Origin of the sequence: Desulfovibrio sp. An276 (assembly GCF_002159665.1) — a bacterium.
Lineage (GTDB): Bacteria > Desulfobacterota > Desulfovibrionia > Desulfovibrionales > Desulfovibrionaceae > Desulfovibrio > Desulfovibrio faecigallinarum.
The window spans coordinates 1-15,584 of sequence record NZ_NFJC01000015.1; the positions used below are offsets into that span (position 1 = coordinate 1).

Consider the following 15,584-nt stretch of genomic DNA (forward strand, 5'->3'; position numbering starts at 1 on the left):
CTTAGTCGCACTTAAATCTAGCGGCAAGGGCTATCAGGAGCTGATGACTTTTCTAGGCCGGTGAACACCACTGGCTGGCCGTTGAGTGGTAATTTTTGGGAAGTTCAGGATTGGAGGAAATGCCCTCTTCTGCTTTCTGCTGCTGAGCTTCGGAGGAGGAAAATTCGGAAGATCCCATACATTATTCGTGGTTTTGAGGTTTTGCGGGACACTTTTCGAATGACAGGGATTGCCAAAAGGTCTCCCCTCCCCGGGAAGCCCCTGAGGAGGGGAGAATGCAGTCCCCTTGCGGGACAGGGGCTAGAGAAGGATCTTTCTCACTGCGGCAAGCGCCATGGCTGCCGTGTCGTCGGAGATGTCGATGGATTCGGGCACAAAGCGGTTGAGGGCGTTTTCGATGCAGAGCGTGTTGCTTTTGAAGTTGGCAAGGCTGAGCTTGTGACCGTCTTCGGAGATATCGATCCTGTGCACTTCGGCAGTGTGCACCTGGCCCGGAATACCTGCAAGCGTGAAGGTCAGTATCGGGCGTTTCTGCTCGATCTTGATGTTCTGAAGCTCCAGAATGCCCTCAAGGTACCTGTTGACAAACTCGCGTGCAAACTTGTCCAGTGCAGTGGAGGCAGCCATGTCGATCATGGCGTCCTTCTTTTCCTTCAAGGTGTCAAAGAGGCCCATTTGTTTTCTTCTCCTGATTGTTTTATGCCTGTCTCTCGCAGGCAGAGAGTCCTGTTTGCGCTACTTGTTGCACTGTTGTGAGAGTTTATGTATGCCTTTGCAAACAGGTAGTGCAAAATTCCTTTTGCTGTTTTTGAAAGTTTCTGCAACCTTGTGTTTTCTACATGGTTTATCCTTGGAAAATTGTGGGAAAAACTTGCCTTGAACAATGTGTGCGAGTTTGCTTTGGTTGTGGTACAAAGGAATGACACGAGTGTCTACACGCAAATATGGGTATAGATTTGTCTCTGTCAAGGGAAGAACGCAATTTTTCCCAAAGGCAGAAGAGGTTATTTCCAGACTTTTCCTTGCAAATAGTGTGCCATTATATGCTTTGACATGTCAAAACAGATATGCAAGCACTGTGCCACAGAAAGGCCCAGGGGCTTGTTGCCTGTCTCACCCTTCGTTCAGCCAGAGTCTTGCCGTGAGGGAGGGCGACGGGAAGGGCGTCTCGGCTCAAAACCAGCTTGCAGGTGGCGATCGAAGGGAGATAATGAAATAAATCACAAACAAATTATTTATTGAATATCAATATGATATAGAAAAAATTGTGACAAATTTACATCAAAATGAGAAAAATTTCACAAAGCTGTTCTTGACTGTTTGCCCAGCCAGTTTTAGTCTTTTTCTCAAGTTCAGGAAGGCAAAAACGGGCCGCACTCATTGGTCCGCGCATGCCGGTCAGCTTAATATTTTCAATAGTTTATCGTCTTCAGGAGATCGATATGCTTTTCGCTCGCAAGAACAGCTTCTCAAAGATCCGCGAAATTCGCACAAAGGTCACTACCTATCTTGGCGTTGGTGCAATCGACAAGATCGATGACATCATGGCCGAACTGAAGAGGAGGGGCATCAACGCTGCCCTATGCGTCACCGGCGGCCATTCCTACAAGCTGACGGGTGCATGGGACAAGGTTTGTGCCGCTGCCGCAAACCACGGCGTGGAGCTTTGCCTCTACAACAAGGTTACCCCCAACCCCACCACAGACGCAGTGGATGAGGCAGCAGCCTGTGGCAGGGCTGCCGGAGCCGGCGCTGTTATAACCATTGGTGGAGGAAGCCCCATAGACTGTGGCAAGGGTGCAGCCATACTGCTTGCCAACCCAGACTTCACTGGCGAGGAGGTTTTCTGCAGTCGCGTTGTGCCGGACAAGGCAGTGCCCATTGTGGCCATCAACCTCACCCACGGCACTGGCTCCGAGGTGAACCGATTTGCTGTCGCCACAGTGACTGCCCTCAAGTTCAAGCCAGCCATTGCCCTGGACTGCATCTATCCCACCTATTCCATCGACGATCCTGCACTCATGACAGGGCTTTCGCCCCAGCAGACGCTGTACGTCTCCATCGATGCCGTGAACCACAGCATCGAGGCTGCCACGACAGTCTGCACCAACCCCTTTGCCATCATGCTGGCAGAAGAGGCCATCACCACTGTCTACAGAAGCCTTCCCAGGGCCATGGCGCATCCCGACGAGCTGCCCACTAGGGGTGAGCTTGCCTACGCCGCCATGCTGGCAGGCGTTGCCTTCGACAACGGCATGCTCCACCTCACCCACGCCCTGGAGCATCCCTTGAGCGGCGTCAAGCCCTCGCTCAGCCACGGCCTTGGCCTTGCCATCCTTTTGCCCGCAGTCATAGAGGAAATCTATCCCGCAAGCGCCCAGACCCTTGCCTTCATCCTGAAGACCATAGTCCCCGGCCTTGCCGGCATGCCGGATGAGGCCCACAAGGTTGCCCTGGCTGTCCAGCAGTGGATTTTTGGCCTTGGTGTGACGGAAAAGCTCGAAGACATGGGCTTTGTCGAGGAGGACATCGACGGGCTGTGCGACCTTGTGGAACAGACACCTTCCTTGAGCCTTCTGACCTCCCTTGCGCCCGTCAAGGCAGACAGGGAGCTGATTGCCCGCATCTACCGCAATTCCATGCGCCCCATGATTTAGCCAGCCTGCAAGGGGTGTCTACCCCTGAACCAGAGCCTTGCTCCACATGGTATACAGCCGGCATGGCGTGCGTGTGCATCCCCAAGCCGGCTGAAGTTTTGCTTTCCAGTTTATGTGTTCCCTGGCATGTCGCAATCCATGTTGCGGCTGCCAGGGGATTTTTTATCTCGGGCTTGGTTTCTTTGCCACACGGGCCTTGGCTACGTCACATAGGGTGATGCGCCATCGATGTGCGACACGAAATTGCTCCCCAATGCGACACGAAACTGATCCCCAGTTGTTGACGGGTTTTGAGAATTCGACTAATTGCAAGACAGGTTTTCAATCAGTCGGAGGCGCCATGTATATCCCGAGAACTCTTGAAAAAACTATACGGGAAGCTGCCGACTTTTTCCCGGTTCTGCTCGTGACAGGCCCAAGCGGGGCAGGGAAGACGACCCTCCTCAAGGCCTGCGGGAATGATACGCGCTCCTACGTTTCCCTGGATGTCCTGGAAAACCGCAGGTTTGCCAGGGAGGATCCGGCTCTCTTTTTGCAGCGCTTCAGACCGCCGATTTTCATAGACGAGATTCAGCACGCCCCGCAGCTCTTTCTGTACATCAAGGCTCTTGTGGATGAAGAGAAGGCGCCGGGCATGTTCTGGCTTGCGAGCTCTCACGAGTTTCGGAAGATGCGCAACGTGACAGCATGCCTTGCCGGCCGCATGGCTATCCTGCATCTTGCAGGCCTTTCCCTGGCAGAGCGGGAAGGACAGTACCAGAGATCCCCCTTTTTGCCTTTGCCAGAAATCATCGAGGCCAGGGCTGAAACAGCGGAAGCTCTGGACACAGCATCTCTTTTCCGCAGGATATGGCGCGGCTCCTGTCCCGGGATGCACGGCAAAGGAGACGACATGTGGCAATCCTTCTACGAAAGACATGTCCAGGCGTACATGGAGAGGAATATCCGCGCGCTGCGAGTGGGGAATGAGCTTGTCTTTTTTGCCTTCCTGAAGGCCCTTGCTGCCCGCACGGGACAGACCCTCAACTGCTCGGACATTGCGCGCGAGGTGGGTGTCACGTCCCCTACGGTGAAAGCCTGGGTTTCCATGCTGGAGACAACGGGAGTGGTTTTCCTGCTTCAGCCCTGCAGGACTTTGGACAAGCGCCTCATCAAGAGCCCGAAGGTGTATTTCATGGACACCGGCCTTGCCTGCTATCTTGCTGGCTGGAATGCGCCACAGCCTCTTGATGCAGGGACAATGAGCACAGCGATGCTGGAGACTTTTGTTGTCACGGAAATCGTGAAGAGCTGGTGGCACAACGGAAAGTCTCCCCGCATCAGCTACTACCGGGACAAAGACAGGCGGGAGATAGCGGTGATCCTTGAGGAAAATGGTTTCCTTCATCCCATTGGGATCACGAGGATAAGCCGTGTGAGTGAGGAGGATGTCAGGGCCTTTGGCGCGATAGAATCCGTCCTTGGGCGAAAGCGTGGGCACGGCGCCGTATTGTGCATGGCACGGACAGACTTGCCTGTCACAGGAGATGTGGACGCTGTCCCTGTAGGCTATATCTGAGATGGAGTCAGCCGGTGAAAGCCTGGCCTCTGTTTGGGGCTATACAAAATGCTCCCGAAGCGCCGTCTTCTCAAAACGGGCCGGATACGCTAAAAATTCGTAGAACGAAACGTTCTGGCCGGTAAAAGGGCGCATGAGGCATCCTTGCAGCCAACGCCTTAACCGCATCAAGCTCACCTTGCTGCAAACAGCCTTGATACACATCTGAACAGGGAGGAATGCGCCGCATGACGTATCCGCCATACACCATCACCAGCGCCATCCTCAAACATGTGGCGAACATCAGCGAACAGCTTGCCGCACGTGCCGCCCTCAGGGGACTTGCCGTGGATCTCCTGTCTGCGCATCTACGGCGGGAAAATCGTATTCGTACCATCCATGCATCTCTTGCCATCGAAAACAATTCGCTCAGTCTGGAACAGGTGACGGACATCATTAACGGCAAGACGGTTATTGGGCCGCCCCGCGATATTCAGGAAGTACACGGCGCAGTGGCCGCCTATGAAAGACTGGATACATGGCAACCCCACAAGCTGGAAGATATGCTCTCGGCTCACGCAATACTCATGCGCAATCTTGTGGAAAGGCCAGGCAGGCTCCGCACTGGCGGTGTAGGCGTTTTTCAGGGCAACAGAGTCGTACATATGGCCCCACCAGCTCACCTGGTACATGATCACCTGACAAGACTTCTTGGCTGGCTGGAAAAGGCGGACGAGCATCCACTGGTTTCGAGCTGTGTCTTTCACTACGAATTCGAATTCATCCATCCATTTGCGGATGGCAACGGTCGCATGGGACGCCTCTGGCAAACGCTCATCCTCAGCAAATGGAATCCTCTTTTTGCCTATCTGCCGGTGGAAACCATTGTCCGTAATCGGCAGGTCGAATATTACGAAAGCCTTGGTCGTGCCGATGCACAGGGAGAAGCAACGGCCTTTGTGGAGTTTATGCTCGCGGCCCTGAGCGATGCCGTGACCGATATCCCAAGCGATCAAGTAAACGACCAAGTGAGCGATCAAGTACGTCGCTTGCTGGAGGCACTTGGGCAAGGGGAAAAAAGCGCGGCTGAGCTGATGGATGATCTGGGGCTGCGCCATGCCCCCACATTCCGCAAAAATTATCTATCGCCCGCACTGGAGGCCGGTCTTGTTGAGCGAACAAGACCGGATGCGCCCCGCAGTCCCTTGCAAAAATACAGGCTGACAATAACGGGAAGAAGAATCGCCAACGGCAATGCTTACCAGTTAGTGTGAACCTGATTATGGTCTGCGTCATCCCGAGTTCCAGAATCAATTGCAACTTAGACATAGGCCCCGAGGTTCCCTCTGCCCCCCGACTCTTGTCCGTGGCAGCAAAAATCCGCTGTGTCCCTCACGCCCTGCGCTTTGGAACACAGCGGATGGTATTTGGAACGAGGCCTCGCGCTAGATGCTGATCTGTGCGCCAAGCAGCTTCACGAACGCGGCGATCCAGGCGGGATGGGCAGGCCATGCGGGCGCTGTCACAAGATGCCCGGACACCACGGCATTGGTGAAGGTCTCATTGGTGCCGCCAAAGGTTGCGCCTGCGTCTTCCACATCGGGCTGCACTGCGGGATAGCAGGTGCAGGTGTGGTTTTTCAGGATGCCTGCGGAGACAAGAATCTGTGGGCCATGGCAGATGGCGGCAATGGGCTTCTTGTCCGCGTCAAACTCGCGCACGATCTCGAGCACGCGCTTGTTGAGGCGCAGGTATTCAGGGGCGCGGCCGCCAGGAACGACAAGACCTGCGTAGTCCTTGGTGTTGACTGCGTCAAAGTCTGCGTTGATGGCGAAGTTGTGGCCACGCTTTTCGGAATAGGTCTGATCGCCCTCGAAGTCGTGTATGGCAGTCTTGACTGTGTCACCGGGCTTTTTGCCAGGGCAGACAGCGTCCACCTCGTAGCCCAGCATGAGCAGCATCTGGTAGGGGACCATGATCTCGTAGTCTTCGACAAAGTCCCCAGCAAGCATGAGTATTTTCTTGGCCATGTGTCCTCCGAATGTCCATGGGATTGTTCCGGGATTGTGCGGGAAGAACCCCGAAATCGCGGAAACGTGTTCGTCCCCATTCTGCACAAAAAAACCCTGCCTGCCAAGGTACGCTCTTTCCCTGTTCCGGGCAGAGGTCCCGGGCTTTGGGGCCACAGACATCAGTCGAGGCCAAGCATCTTCTTGTTGCGGGCAACAGAATCCGAGAGCCTGTCCGGGGATATCCAGCCCTCCTCGTAGAGCGCCACCTCAAGCGCGTTGATGGCCTCCGTGACCTGGGGTTCTGCAATGCCCAGGCTTTCCGGGTCCATGCCAGCCAAAACCTTTTCCGCCTCGTAGTGGGCCCATGCACCTGCAATCTCGGGCCAGGCAGTGCGGCGGCCTACGTTGTTCAAAAGGTAGTACAGGGGGCGGTTGAGCGGGCGCAGCCAGATGAACTCGGCTGTGGGCAGGACACCCTTGCGGCGAGCAGCCTCGTAGAGTGCCAAAAGGGCAAGGTTGCGATAAACAAGGTGCGGTCGCATGGCATTTTGCACAGCGTCTGACGCAAGGGCCCTTTGCGCCTTTGGCAGGATATCCTTCGCAATGCGGGCATCTATCGCGTAGGGACGCTCGCGCCTTGCCGAGTGCCAGAAGGGTGCCACAGTGTCAAAGCGCGCTGGCCTTGCCCCTTGCGGTGCCCTGAAGGAGAGGGAGAGAGAATCCAGAAGGGCTTTGGCAGCGTCCTTTTCCTCGCAGGCAAAAAAGGCCAGGGCTGCCGCAAACTTGTAGAGATACCCTGGCAAATGCTCAAGGCCTTCCCAGGCTGGCCCAAGCTGGCTTGCGAAAACCGCTTGCGCCCTTTCCCTGTCCAGGGCAAGTCCGTCCATTGCCTTGCCAAGCCAGCACGAGTTGGGAAGAGCCAGGTTGTCTGGCCCAAGGATCTCTTCCCGCGGGACAGGCGTATTCCTTCCTCCATTGCCCGGAACATGATTGGGGAGAATCAGAAGATTCCTGTCCGCGGCAAGCTGCAGGGGCTGCCTTGCTGCCATCCAGGGACCAGAGTCCAAAGGCTCTGCAAGAATGCTGCGCGGCCAGTTCAGGATTGGGGCAATGCAGGGCGCAAGGGCAAGGTTTGCTGTGAGAAGCTCCTTCATGCCAAGGCTTCTTTTGTACACGTCGGAGACCCCGAGCCTCCAGCTACGCACTGCAAGAAGGAGAAGGAGGGGCAGGCACAAGAAGACGTAGGGCCTGCACACCCTGCCAAGGACAGCCATGGCAAAGGCTGGATCCCGGCTTCCTGGTTCAAGGTTTGCGAGATTGGCAAGGGCCTTCGCATAGTCCGCGTCAAGGAAAGCCAATGGCTGGAGAAGGGCCCTTGCGAGTGCAAGGATCCCGTCAGCCATCTCTTTTTCGTAGCGGGAATAGAGAAGGCTTGCTGCAAGGACCAGGGCGACACTTGCGAAAAGATAGCCTGTGCCGGGATCCGCCTCGCGTGCGGGAAAAGGCCTTTGTGCGCCCTGCATTATCTTGCCCTTATGAGGTAGCGCACTGCCGTGTTGGCAGGCCTGTTTTCCGAGGCAGTGGGCACAACCAGGGACGCGTTGAAGGAGACGCGCACGTTGTTGGAATCGGTTGTGGCATAGCCCTGCACGTTGGCTGGCGTGAAGTAGGTAAAGGCGCCTGTGATGGCAAGGTTGGAGGCGGAGCCCACATTGTTGCCAATGGGCAGGTTGCCTGTGATGTTGCGTATGCCGTCACCCTGCACAACGCCCAACCTGTCGCTGCTGTGCCTTGTCATGGTGACGCCGTACAAAATGCCGTTTTGCTGGGTGTGGGTCTGGGAGCCGAAGCCGCGCAAAAAAAGGCCCCCGTAGTTGGGCACGCGCACGGAGGTGGCAGCGCTGCTGCCACTCAGGATCCGCACAAGCTCCGGGTAGTCCGAAGCCTGGATGGTCCTTCCGTCGCAGTCGAGCCAGTTTTCCATGTCGGAAGGGTTGGTGTGCACGGGCCAGGCGACCACAGTGCCAATGGGTATGCCGCTTGCTGCCACGGGTGTGACCGTGTACGCACTAGGATCAAAGGTCGCGTCCAGGGCCTGGACATAGGTGCTTGCAAGGAGCAAAAGGGCCAGGGCAAGCGCTGCCCGGACCACTGTTCCTTGCGCAAGTTTCGTTGCAGTTCGCATAGCAGGCCTCCCTAAAGCCATGCATTTTTATGGTGTTTGCTTTTGCCAGGCACTGCAGCCAGGGGAGGAGGCTTCTTTTACCTTGCTTTCTCCCCTGACATGTCCGGTTATCAATAGAAGACAAAGGGTATGAGGGCCAGGATAAGCCAGGGAGCCAGGGGGATTTCGAGGTTCTCCCACAGCGCTTCGCGACGCTCTCTTGCCAGGGCCTTTTCCTGTTCCTCGTGCTCCTTGCGAAGCTGTTGCAGGGGCGAGGTGTTGCAGGGATCGGCTGTGGCCTCTTCCACACTTGCTTCTTCCTTGTCCTTCTCTGTCAGGCCTTCGCGTTCCCTGTAGCGCACAAGGCCGATGGCGTAGATGCCGGCAATAAAGCTTCCGAGCGCAGAGACAAGGAAGACGTTGTCAAGGGTGAAAAAGCCGAGCAGTATGCCAAGCTTCACATCGCCAAGGCCGAGTACTATGCGGGACTTGACTCTTTTGCCGTACCATCGAAGACCGTAGAAGAAGAGGGCTGCCCCAAGGCCTGCAAGCGCCATGGAAAGGGGACTTGTCACGAGAATAAGCCACTTGTAGCAAAAGACCGCAGCCATGAGGGGAAGGAGGATCGCATCCGGGATGATTTCCTTCTCAAGGTCGTGCACGGCAAGAAGGACAAGGGGCACAAAGACAAGGGCTATGCCAAGAAGGGTCGGGGAAAGCCCAAGGGAGAGGTAGGCAAAGAGGAAGAAAAGGCCTGAGCAAAACTCGAAGATGGGGTAGAGAAGGGATATGGGCGCCTTGCAAAAATGGCACCTTCCGCGCAGGGAAATGAAGCCAATGACCGGCACAAGATCGCGAAAGCGCAAGGTCTTTTTGCAGGCATCGCAATGGGAGCGGCCAAGGACAAAGCCCTCGCCCTTCGCGTAGCGCATGCCTGCTGTGAGGGCAAAGGAGCCGAGCAGGGCGCCGAAGAGAAGCATTGCGCCCGAGATGAGTGTGTGCAGCCAGGGGGTGAGGGTAGCTGCTTGCGTGACTTCCGTTACTTCCATGGATAACCTCCGTGTCGCTGTATGGTGTTGGGTGGTGTGTCTTTCTTTTCCCGGTTTTGTTCGGGCATCCCTGTTCACTTGCCAAGGGACCTGTGGATGCCGGAGAGGGCTCGCGCAACCTTTTGCACGTAGCGCTTCTGGCGCGCAGGGTTCTTTGAGTGGTAGGCGCCGACTGCCTTCCAGGTGGACCCATATCTGCGCATCTCGTACTTCAAAATGCAAAGCCCAAGGGTCACGTTGGTTACAGGGTCAAGGACGCGTTCGAGCGGGATTTGCCACTTGCGAAGCCAGTACGAGTTTATCTGCATGAGGCCCACATCCAGGGACTTGCCGAGAGCAAAGGCCCTTTTGGCAATTGTCGCAGCTTCCGCAAGGCTTTTTGCCCTGTAGTCCTTGCCCTCTATGTTCACGCACCAGGGATGCCAGTCGGACTCGACCCTGGCTACTGCCATGGCAAGGTACGGGTCCACACCAAGGAGCCTTGCGGGTCCGGTGAAGACATCAGCCCTCACAGTGGCAGGATACAGGAAGACAAGCGCAAAAAGAGTGAACAGGGCCAGGAGCCTCTTCGCCAGCCTATTCACCTGCATGACTTCCGGGATCCTGGCTTTTGCGCACGCAGGCCGTGATGACCTGGGCAGCCCCGTACGCAAGGGAATTTGTGCCCTCCTGAGCCGGCTCGTACCAGGAGCCTGTGTCATGCTCAGTGTTCTTCACCCGGATGTGCACGCGCCAGTGCGTCTCGTCCTCGACACTTGCCCAGGCGCGCAGGGCCGCCATGGCCGGGCTTGAGGGCCCGGACGAGGCCATGGCAGGGGCCACGAAGATCTGTGCCTCGGCCCCTGTGCCGCTTGCGCAAAGGGGCCTTTCTATGAGCTCGTTGTCGGCAGCAAGGGTCATACCCTGTACGGAGACGGCATTTGCGCTGTCCGAAAGAAGGGCAAGCTGCGCAACCTCGCTTCCATCCTCTCCGCGCACAAGGCGGCAGAGGTAGAGGCCAAAGTTTTTGTCGAGAAAGAGCTTTCCCAAATCCTCCCCGGAACAGGCAGTACCCTCGCCTGCAAGGGGTGAACTACCTGCCACAAGGTTGTGTTCGTCAAGCCTGACAAAGCCTGTATTCACAATGCCGTTGCCTGTCATGTCGAGGACGGTCTCCATCTGGTTGAGTTCCGGGCGCCCCGGGACAGCCACGCGGTGCAAAAAGTTGTCGGAAGAAGACTCTTCCCTTGCGTTCAAAACAAGGTAGGCGCCAAGATGCCCTGGTCCTGGGCTTGCAATGCCAAGGTCTGCCAGGGGCAAAACATAGCTTCCCTGGCCGCTCACAAGGTCCGAGGCAGTCGCACCGTCCCTGTCGCGGCCCGGAATGTAGCCTGCGTGCACGCCGGCCCTTGCGGCAGCGCCTGGCACATGCACGTTCAAAAAGGTCGCGTTGTCTGCATCGTAGACACTTCCCCTGCCTCCGGAAGTCAGCACCACAAGGGCAAGTCGGGATATGGTCTGTGCGTCATCATCGCTGCCATCGCCCCCTTCCGTACCTTCCGCCTGAAAGGAAAGCTCTATCTTGCGCACGTGCAAAACGTAGTCCTGGTTCCAGAGATTGGTTGCCGCAAAGCCCTGCGGCAAAAAGCCTTCTCGTGCAAGGTCCTCAAGCGTCACACTGGGTCCGGAAGCCTGGCCGGCTTCTGCCAGAAGTTCCGTCTCGTGCAGGCTGGCATAGCCCTGGAAAGCCTCCGCGACCATGCGCAAGTGGCTGGCTGCAGAGGCCTGTTCCATCCAGACGCTTCCCCGCTGAACGACACCTGTGAGAAGGGTCAGCATGATACCTGCGACAAGGATGGCGCCAAGGACTTCCACCAGGGTAAAGCCCGCTTCGCCTGCTCCTGTCCCTGTTCTGGGCACTGTCCGCCTTGATTTGTGCATGCTTGCCTTTCGTTTCATGTCTTGTCGTCCTCTTCCGATTCATCCTTTTCCATTTGTACGCCGTGTTCCGCACTTGCCGTCATTGCCCCTGTCATTCTTCTCCCCTTGCCACACAGACAAGGGATCCATCCGGAATGCCAGAGGGCAGAACCATGTCGTTCAGGCGCCCATTGCGGCTTGTACCGCACGCTTTGCCTGCCCCGCAGGTTATGCGGGCGCCTTCGCATCTTTCGAAATACACTATGACATCAGGGCCTGATTGCGCAAGCTTAAAATTGTTCATCGCAGCGCCTCTCCTGTAACCTTGAGGCAGGAGTCTTTCAATATCGTTGCGCGAAAGAGGGCCGTCATCCCCAGCCTCATGCCGAAGTTCAAGGGCATCGCCTGCGGCCTGGCAGACAAGTGCAAGCTCGTGTCCACGGGAAAGGGCCCTGTCATTCTGTATGTCCGGACCAGGATATGCCAGGTTTGCCAGGGCGCAGAGCCCGGAAAAAAGAAGGGCCATGGCAAGGGGGTACATGCTGTCTCCTCCCGGGGCCCCCACCGTATCGGGGGCCCCTCGCAAGTCGGTTATGTCGGCTCCATGGTGTCGGGTCTGGGGCTAGTGGGCCAGGAAGGTCAGCTCGTTGACGCCAACACCGTCCTCGTCGGGCTCGCAGCCTGTGGGAGGAAGTTCGGTCACGGCATTGCCGCCAATGGAGACGCTGTCCCAGCCCTCAAGCTGGCTCGACACAATCTTGCGGCACACGGCCTCGGGGATGGAGCTGGCAGTGATGGTGAAGCCGGAAACGGTTCCGGAAACACTGACGCTGCCGCCGAAGTTGTGCACAGCGCTTGCGCCGTCTGCAGTCATCCAGTTCTGCGGGATAGCGCCTGCGTCGATGAGGTCCTGGGTGATGTCCACGCTGGCAGTGGTCGAGGAACCAAAGCCGCGGGAAGAGGCATAGCTTTCGTGTATGTTGATGCGCAGAAGGGCAAGACTCTCGTTAAAGCCGGACACCCTGGCAGACTCAAGCCCGCCGCTGATGCCAAAGGCAGCGAAGGCGAAGACAATGGAGCCTACGACCAGGGCGCCGAGCACCTCGATGAGGGTGAAGCCGCCCTGGCTTTGCTTTTCCTTCTTGGCTGCCGCTTTTCTGGCCTTGCTGGCAATAAGCCTTCGTATGCCGGCGCGTATCTTCGCCCGTATGGCGTTCCTGCGGACATCATCCTGGTCGTCATCTGTGCAGGCCATGGCTGCGGGGGCTTCCTTCGAGCTCAGGCTGGTTTCCCCGGCATCAGAGCACCCGGCGTCAGAGCACGAGGTTCCAGTGCACGTGCACTGGCTTGTGCCTGCCTCCTCGCAAGCTGCCTTTTCCTTCACACTGTCTTCCGGAGCGGTTGCGGGGGAAGCCGTCATGCATTCCCTCTCTGCTGCAGGGGCACGCCGTACCTGTGTGGCGTAGCGCCTGCAAGGGCAAAGTCGTCTTTTCAAGATGGAATTCTCCACGTCTGTTGCCTGTTCTTGGACCTCGACCTCAAGCCATTCTGGGTGTTTGTGTATGTGCGTGTATTTGTGGATGAAAGTACCTCCTTGTTATATGTGCCCCATGCGTCCGACAGAGCCCGTGATCTGCTCCTGTATGCCGAAAAGTCCCATGACAAGGAGAATCAGAAGGGCAATGACGCCCAGGATGGCAAGGCCACCCATGGTTTTGGCAAGGCGCTGCACACGCTCCATGGCGTCTTCCATGAGCCCTTCGGCTACCTCGGTCACCATGTCCGCAAAGCCCGGAAGGCTTGAGTAGACGCGCATGTCCTCTGCCATTGTCCTGTCGGGCCAGCGATCCTTTCCCCTGCACAATGCCTCGCCAAGGCTTAGGCCTAGGCAGACCCTCTGGTGTATGGGGTGAAGTCGCCAGCGCAAATAGGGACTGGTGGCCCTTGCTTCCATGATGCCCTGCAATATGGTGCCAAGCTTTTGCCTTGTCTGAAGCAAAAGGGCTGTGGCGTAGAGCCAGGAAACACCTGTCACAAGCCTGTACACGGACCAGGGTGGAAGATAGTCCGCGTACACCCGAACCCTTCCTGTGAGATGAGGCAGGGAAAGGACTGTCGCAAGGCCTGCAAGGCAAAGCCCCAAAAGCGTTGCCGCTCCCTTCCAGGAACTGACAAAAAGGGATGTCTCATAGAGGACTGCGCCAGCTCCCTGCCAGGTTGCAGGGTTGGCAAGGATTGCCAGCCTTGGCACAAGCACATGGGCTATGACGACCAGAAAGGCAGCCATGGCAGCCACAAGCGAGGCAGGATAGACAAGCTCCTTTGCGATTGCAGCCCGCATCCTGCGCTTTTTCTCCATGAGACTTGCAGCACGAAGAAAGCCCTGTGCAAGGCCTTGTTCGCCTGCACTTTGCCCAGCGTCTATGAGCATGACCTCTTCCGGACTGGCGAAGGAGGCAATGGCAGCCCCTATGCTGTAGCCCCTGGCAAGCCGTGCCCCAATCGTTGCGTACACGAGTGTGAGGGGGCTTTTGTCCGCAATGGCCCGTTCTTCGAGCAGGTGGAAGCAGTATTCGAGGGGCAGGTGCGCTGTTTCAAGCTGGCGTCCAAGACGTTTCCAGCACCGTTCCCTGACCCCGGGATGAAAGTTCCACCCGGCAAGGGTTAGTCTTGCTTTCGACAAAATCATTTCTAGCAAATCCTTCCTGAATTGTCAACTGGTATGCCAGTATTTTTTTTGGTCAGATTCCCTCAAGGTCCGCATCAAGGGTTGTGCCAAGACGCTCTTGGGCAAGACGCGGGTCAACCTCTCCACTACCCACACGCATTCTTGCGTGGGCTATGTGCGTTGTGCCGTGCATGACATCGACCCAGTAGCGCTGGGCCTCCTCCATGGCATTCGCGCGCACAAGCTCCACAAGATGGGCGTCGTTCATGGGTATGACTTCGGCAGCCACCTGCTGGGCCGTGAGTCCCATGCCGTCGCACGCCTTGCAGCCCTTGCCCTGCAGACAAAGCCCTTCCCGCTCTTCCTTTGGATAGAGGCGCTCGATTCTTTTGAGAAGGTCTTTTGCAAGCTCCCCCTTGTGGGAGCTGAGGGGCCGCTTGCAGGAGGGGCAGAGTATGGGCAAAAGGCGCTGGTAGCTCACTCCTGTGAGCACACCCCTTGAGCACACGGACTCCAGGGGGAGCCCCATCTCGCGAAAGCGGGCAAGGACGTTTATGCCTGAGCTTGCGTGCACCGTAGTCCAGACACTGTGGCCTGTCAGGGCAGCGTTGACTGCAGCCCTTGCGGCCTCAAGGTAGCGTATCTCGCCAAGCAGTATGACGTCCGGGTCTGCGCGCATGAGGCCTGCCAAAGCTTCCAGAAGGGCTCGCTCGCGCTCCTTGTCCGACACGGCCTTGGTAAAGACATTGAGCTGCTTCACACCAAGGATGGTGTACTCCGGCGGGTCCTCGAGACTGTAGTAGTTCCTTGTCGGCACGCTGCGGGCAAGGGCCTCCATGATGTTCTTGAGCACAGTGGTCTTGCCGTGGCCCGTGGGCCCGGAGACGACACTCAAGCCCGACCTTTGGCTAAAGGAGTACAAGAGCTCCTGCTGTTCCCTTGTGAAGCCAAGGGCTGCCATGCGCTCCATGAGCGTGCCACTCACACTTGTCGTATCGAAGAGCAGACGCATGGAGAGGTTGAGGCCTGGGCCAGGGATATAGGGACTCTGGATGGGCTCGGAGTGCAGGCGCACGGCAAAAAGCCCCCTTGGCAGGAAGGACTGGTCCGCGATGCGGCCGTCGTAGCGTTCGTATTCGGAAAAGCCGGATTCCGCCTGGGATCTGCCGCCCTGGAAGATGCCGCGGATGAGCATGAGGCCCATGGCACCGTCCAGGCATTCCTCTGGCTGTATGAGTCCCATGCGGCGAAAGCTCACCTCCGCGTAGGGCCCCATGTAGGTTATGTGTATGTCAGTGACCTTTTTTGCCATGGCCCTGGCAAAGAGCTTCTTTACGTAGTCGTCAACCCACGATGAGCCTTCGGAGAGATCGTTGCCTTTGTGGGGCGTGCCAAAGAGCTGCTCGAATTCCACAGGCTTGTGCCAGCGTATGGGGATTGTCATGACACCCGTGGCTCGTGCACGCTCGGCCAGTATGCCATCCAGGGCAAGGCTCCCCTTGAGCTCTGCAGACACGTGGCAGACGTTGCCGACAAAGCGCAGGCGCAAGGGGCCAGCGTCCATGGCCGAAGCTGTCATCTTCTTCGTATCCTCCATG

14 protein-coding genes are annotated in these 15,584 nt (G+C 57.2%); 3 read left to right on the forward strand and 11 right to left on the reverse strand.

Translation table 11 applies throughout. The features are described 5' to 3' along the window. Positions 1 to 300: 300 nt before the first annotated feature. Positions 301 to 675: a hypothetical protein gene (locus B5F76_RS07440; RefSeq protein ID WP_087352875.1), complete on the reverse strand. Its 375-nt coding sequence runs from the start codon at positions 673 to 675 to the stop codon at positions 301 to 303. 767 nt (positions 676 to 1,442) lie between these two features. Between B5F76_RS07440 and B5F76_RS07445 the strand changes: the two genes are divergently transcribed. The 3 genes from B5F76_RS07445 to B5F76_RS07455 all read left to right on the forward strand — a co-directional run bounded on the left by B5F76_RS07445 (position 1,443) and on the right by B5F76_RS07455 (position 5,468). Beyond that, positions 1,443 to 2,657, forward strand: a complete 1,215-nt coding sequence (locus B5F76_RS07445; RefSeq protein ID WP_087352877.1) for an iron-containing alcohol dehydrogenase — start codon at positions 1,443 to 1,445, stop codon at positions 2,655 to 2,657. A gap of 340 nt (positions 2,658 to 2,997) precedes the next feature. Next, positions 2,998 to 4,215, forward strand: a complete 1,218-nt coding sequence (locus B5F76_RS07450; RefSeq protein WP_162608747.1) for an ATP-binding protein — start codon at positions 2,998 to 3,000, stop codon at positions 4,213 to 4,215. A gap of 227 nt (positions 4,216 to 4,442) precedes the next feature. After that, entirely contained in the window at positions 4,443 to 5,468 is a 1,026-nt protein-coding gene (locus B5F76_RS07455) for a Fic family protein (protein ID WP_087353046.1), read from the forward strand. 171 nt (positions 5,469 to 5,639) lie between these two features. On the opposite strand, the gene B5F76_RS07460 is transcribed toward B5F76_RS07455, so the two are convergent. From B5F76_RS07460 to B5F76_RS07500, 10 genes are all read right to left on the reverse strand, one after another. Beyond that, positions 5,640 to 6,224: a DJ-1/PfpI family protein gene (locus B5F76_RS07460; RefSeq protein ID WP_087352882.1), complete on the reverse strand. Its 585-nt coding sequence runs from the start codon at positions 6,222 to 6,224 to the stop codon at positions 5,640 to 5,642. A 161-nt stretch (positions 6,225 to 6,385) separates the two neighbouring features. After that, positions 6,386 to 7,729 carry a secretion/conjugation apparatus DotM-related subunit gene (locus B5F76_RS07465; RefSeq protein ID WP_087352884.1) on the reverse strand — a complete coding sequence of 448 codons (1,344 nt, stop codon included), beginning with the start codon at positions 7,727 to 7,729 and terminating at the stop codon, positions 6,386 to 6,388. After that, entirely contained in the window at positions 7,729 to 8,391 is a 663-nt protein-coding gene (locus B5F76_RS07470) for a phage tail protein (protein WP_162608748.1), read from the reverse strand. The genes B5F76_RS07465 and B5F76_RS07470 overlap by 1 nt, the downstream gene beginning before the upstream one ends. 110 nt (positions 8,392 to 8,501) lie before the next feature. Continuing rightward, positions 8,502 to 9,419 (reverse strand): prepilin peptidase, encoded by a 918-nt coding sequence (locus B5F76_RS07475; RefSeq protein WP_087352888.1) that lies wholly within the window; start codon positions 9,417 to 9,419, stop codon positions 8,502 to 8,504. A 74-nt stretch (positions 9,420 to 9,493) separates the two neighbouring features. Then, entirely contained in the window at positions 9,494 to 10,009 is a 516-nt protein-coding gene (locus tag B5F76_RS07480; RefSeq protein ID WP_162608749.1) for a lytic transglycosylase domain-containing protein, read from the reverse strand. Next, complete coding sequence (pilV, locus tag B5F76_RS14480) at positions 9,996 to 11,357, reverse strand: shufflon system plasmid conjugative transfer pilus tip adhesin PilV (RefSeq protein ID WP_144268413.1); 1,362 nt, start codon at positions 11,355 to 11,357, stop codon at positions 9,996 to 9,998. Before pilV ends, B5F76_RS07480 begins: the two co-directional genes overlap by 14 nt. A gap of 73 nt (positions 11,358 to 11,430) precedes the next feature. Beyond that, positions 11,431 to 11,859 (reverse strand): hypothetical protein, encoded by a 429-nt coding sequence (locus tag B5F76_RS07485; protein ID WP_087352893.1) that lies wholly within the window; start codon positions 11,857 to 11,859, stop codon positions 11,431 to 11,433. 81 nt (positions 11,860 to 11,940) lie between these two features. Continuing rightward, the gene (locus B5F76_RS07490) at positions 11,941 to 12,813 is read right to left on the reverse strand and encodes a type 4 pilus major pilin (RefSeq protein ID WP_144268414.1); all 873 of its coding nucleotides are present in this window, start codon (positions 12,811 to 12,813) and stop codon (positions 11,941 to 11,943) included. Positions 12,814 to 12,915: 102 nt separating this feature from the next. After that, on the reverse strand, positions 12,916 to 14,007 hold the full coding sequence (locus tag B5F76_RS07495; protein ID WP_087352897.1) for a type II secretion system F family protein: 1,092 nt from the start codon (positions 14,005 to 14,007) through the stop codon (positions 12,916 to 12,918). Positions 14,008 to 14,059: 52 nt separating this feature from the next. Further along, positions 14,060 to 15,583, reverse strand: a complete 1,524-nt coding sequence (locus B5F76_RS07500) for an ATPase, T2SS/T4P/T4SS family (protein WP_087352899.1) — start codon at positions 15,581 to 15,583, stop codon at positions 14,060 to 14,062. Between the last annotated feature and the right edge of the window lies 1 nt (position 15,584).

Bases quoted from the DNA above. Each gene is read 5' to 3' on its own strand.
- B5F76_RS07480 (WP_162608749.1), bottom strand. From the start codon at position 10,009: ATGCAGGTGAATAGGCTGGCGAAGAGGCTCCTGGCCCTGTTCACTCTT.
- B5F76_RS07465 (WP_087352884.1), bottom strand. From the start codon at position 7,729: ATGCAGGGCGCACAAAGGCCTTTTCCCGCACGCGAGGCGGATCCCGGC.
- B5F76_RS07475 (WP_087352888.1), bottom strand. From the start codon at position 9,419: ATGGAAGTAACGGAAGTCACGCAAGCAGCTACCCTCACCCCCTGGCTG.
- B5F76_RS07485 (WP_087352893.1), bottom strand. From the start codon at position 11,859: ATGTACCCCCTTGCCATGGCCCTTCTTTTTTCCGGGCTCTGCGCCCTG.
- B5F76_RS07450 (WP_162608747.1), top strand. From the start codon at position 2,998: ATGTATATCCCGAGAACTCTTGAAAAAACTATACGGGAAGCTGCCGAC.
- pilV (WP_144268413.1), bottom strand. From the start codon at position 11,357: ATGAAACGAAAGGCAAGCATGCACAAATCAAGGCGGACAGTGCCCAGA.
- B5F76_RS07470 (WP_162608748.1), bottom strand. From the start codon at position 8,391: ATGCGAACTGCAACGAAACTTGCGCAAGGAACAGTGGTCCGGGCAGCG.
- B5F76_RS07495 (WP_087352897.1), bottom strand. From the start codon at position 14,007: ATGATTTTGTCGAAAGCAAGACTAACCCTTGCCGGGTGGAACTTTCAT.
- B5F76_RS07455 (WP_087353046.1), top strand. From the start codon at position 4,443: ATGACGTATCCGCCATACACCATCACCAGCGCCATCCTCAAACATGTG.
- B5F76_RS07445 (WP_087352877.1), top strand. From the start codon at position 1,443: ATGCTTTTCGCTCGCAAGAACAGCTTCTCAAAGATCCGCGAAATTCGC.
- B5F76_RS07500 (WP_087352899.1), bottom strand. From the start codon at position 15,583: ATGGAGGATACGAAGAAGATGACAGCTTCGGCCATGGACGCTGGCCCC.
- B5F76_RS07460 (WP_087352882.1), bottom strand. From the start codon at position 6,224: ATGGCCAAGAAAATACTCATGCTTGCTGGGGACTTTGTCGAAGACTAC.
- B5F76_RS07440 (WP_087352875.1), bottom strand. From the start codon at position 675: ATGGGCCTCTTTGACACCTTGAAGGAAAAGAAGGACGCCATGATCGAC.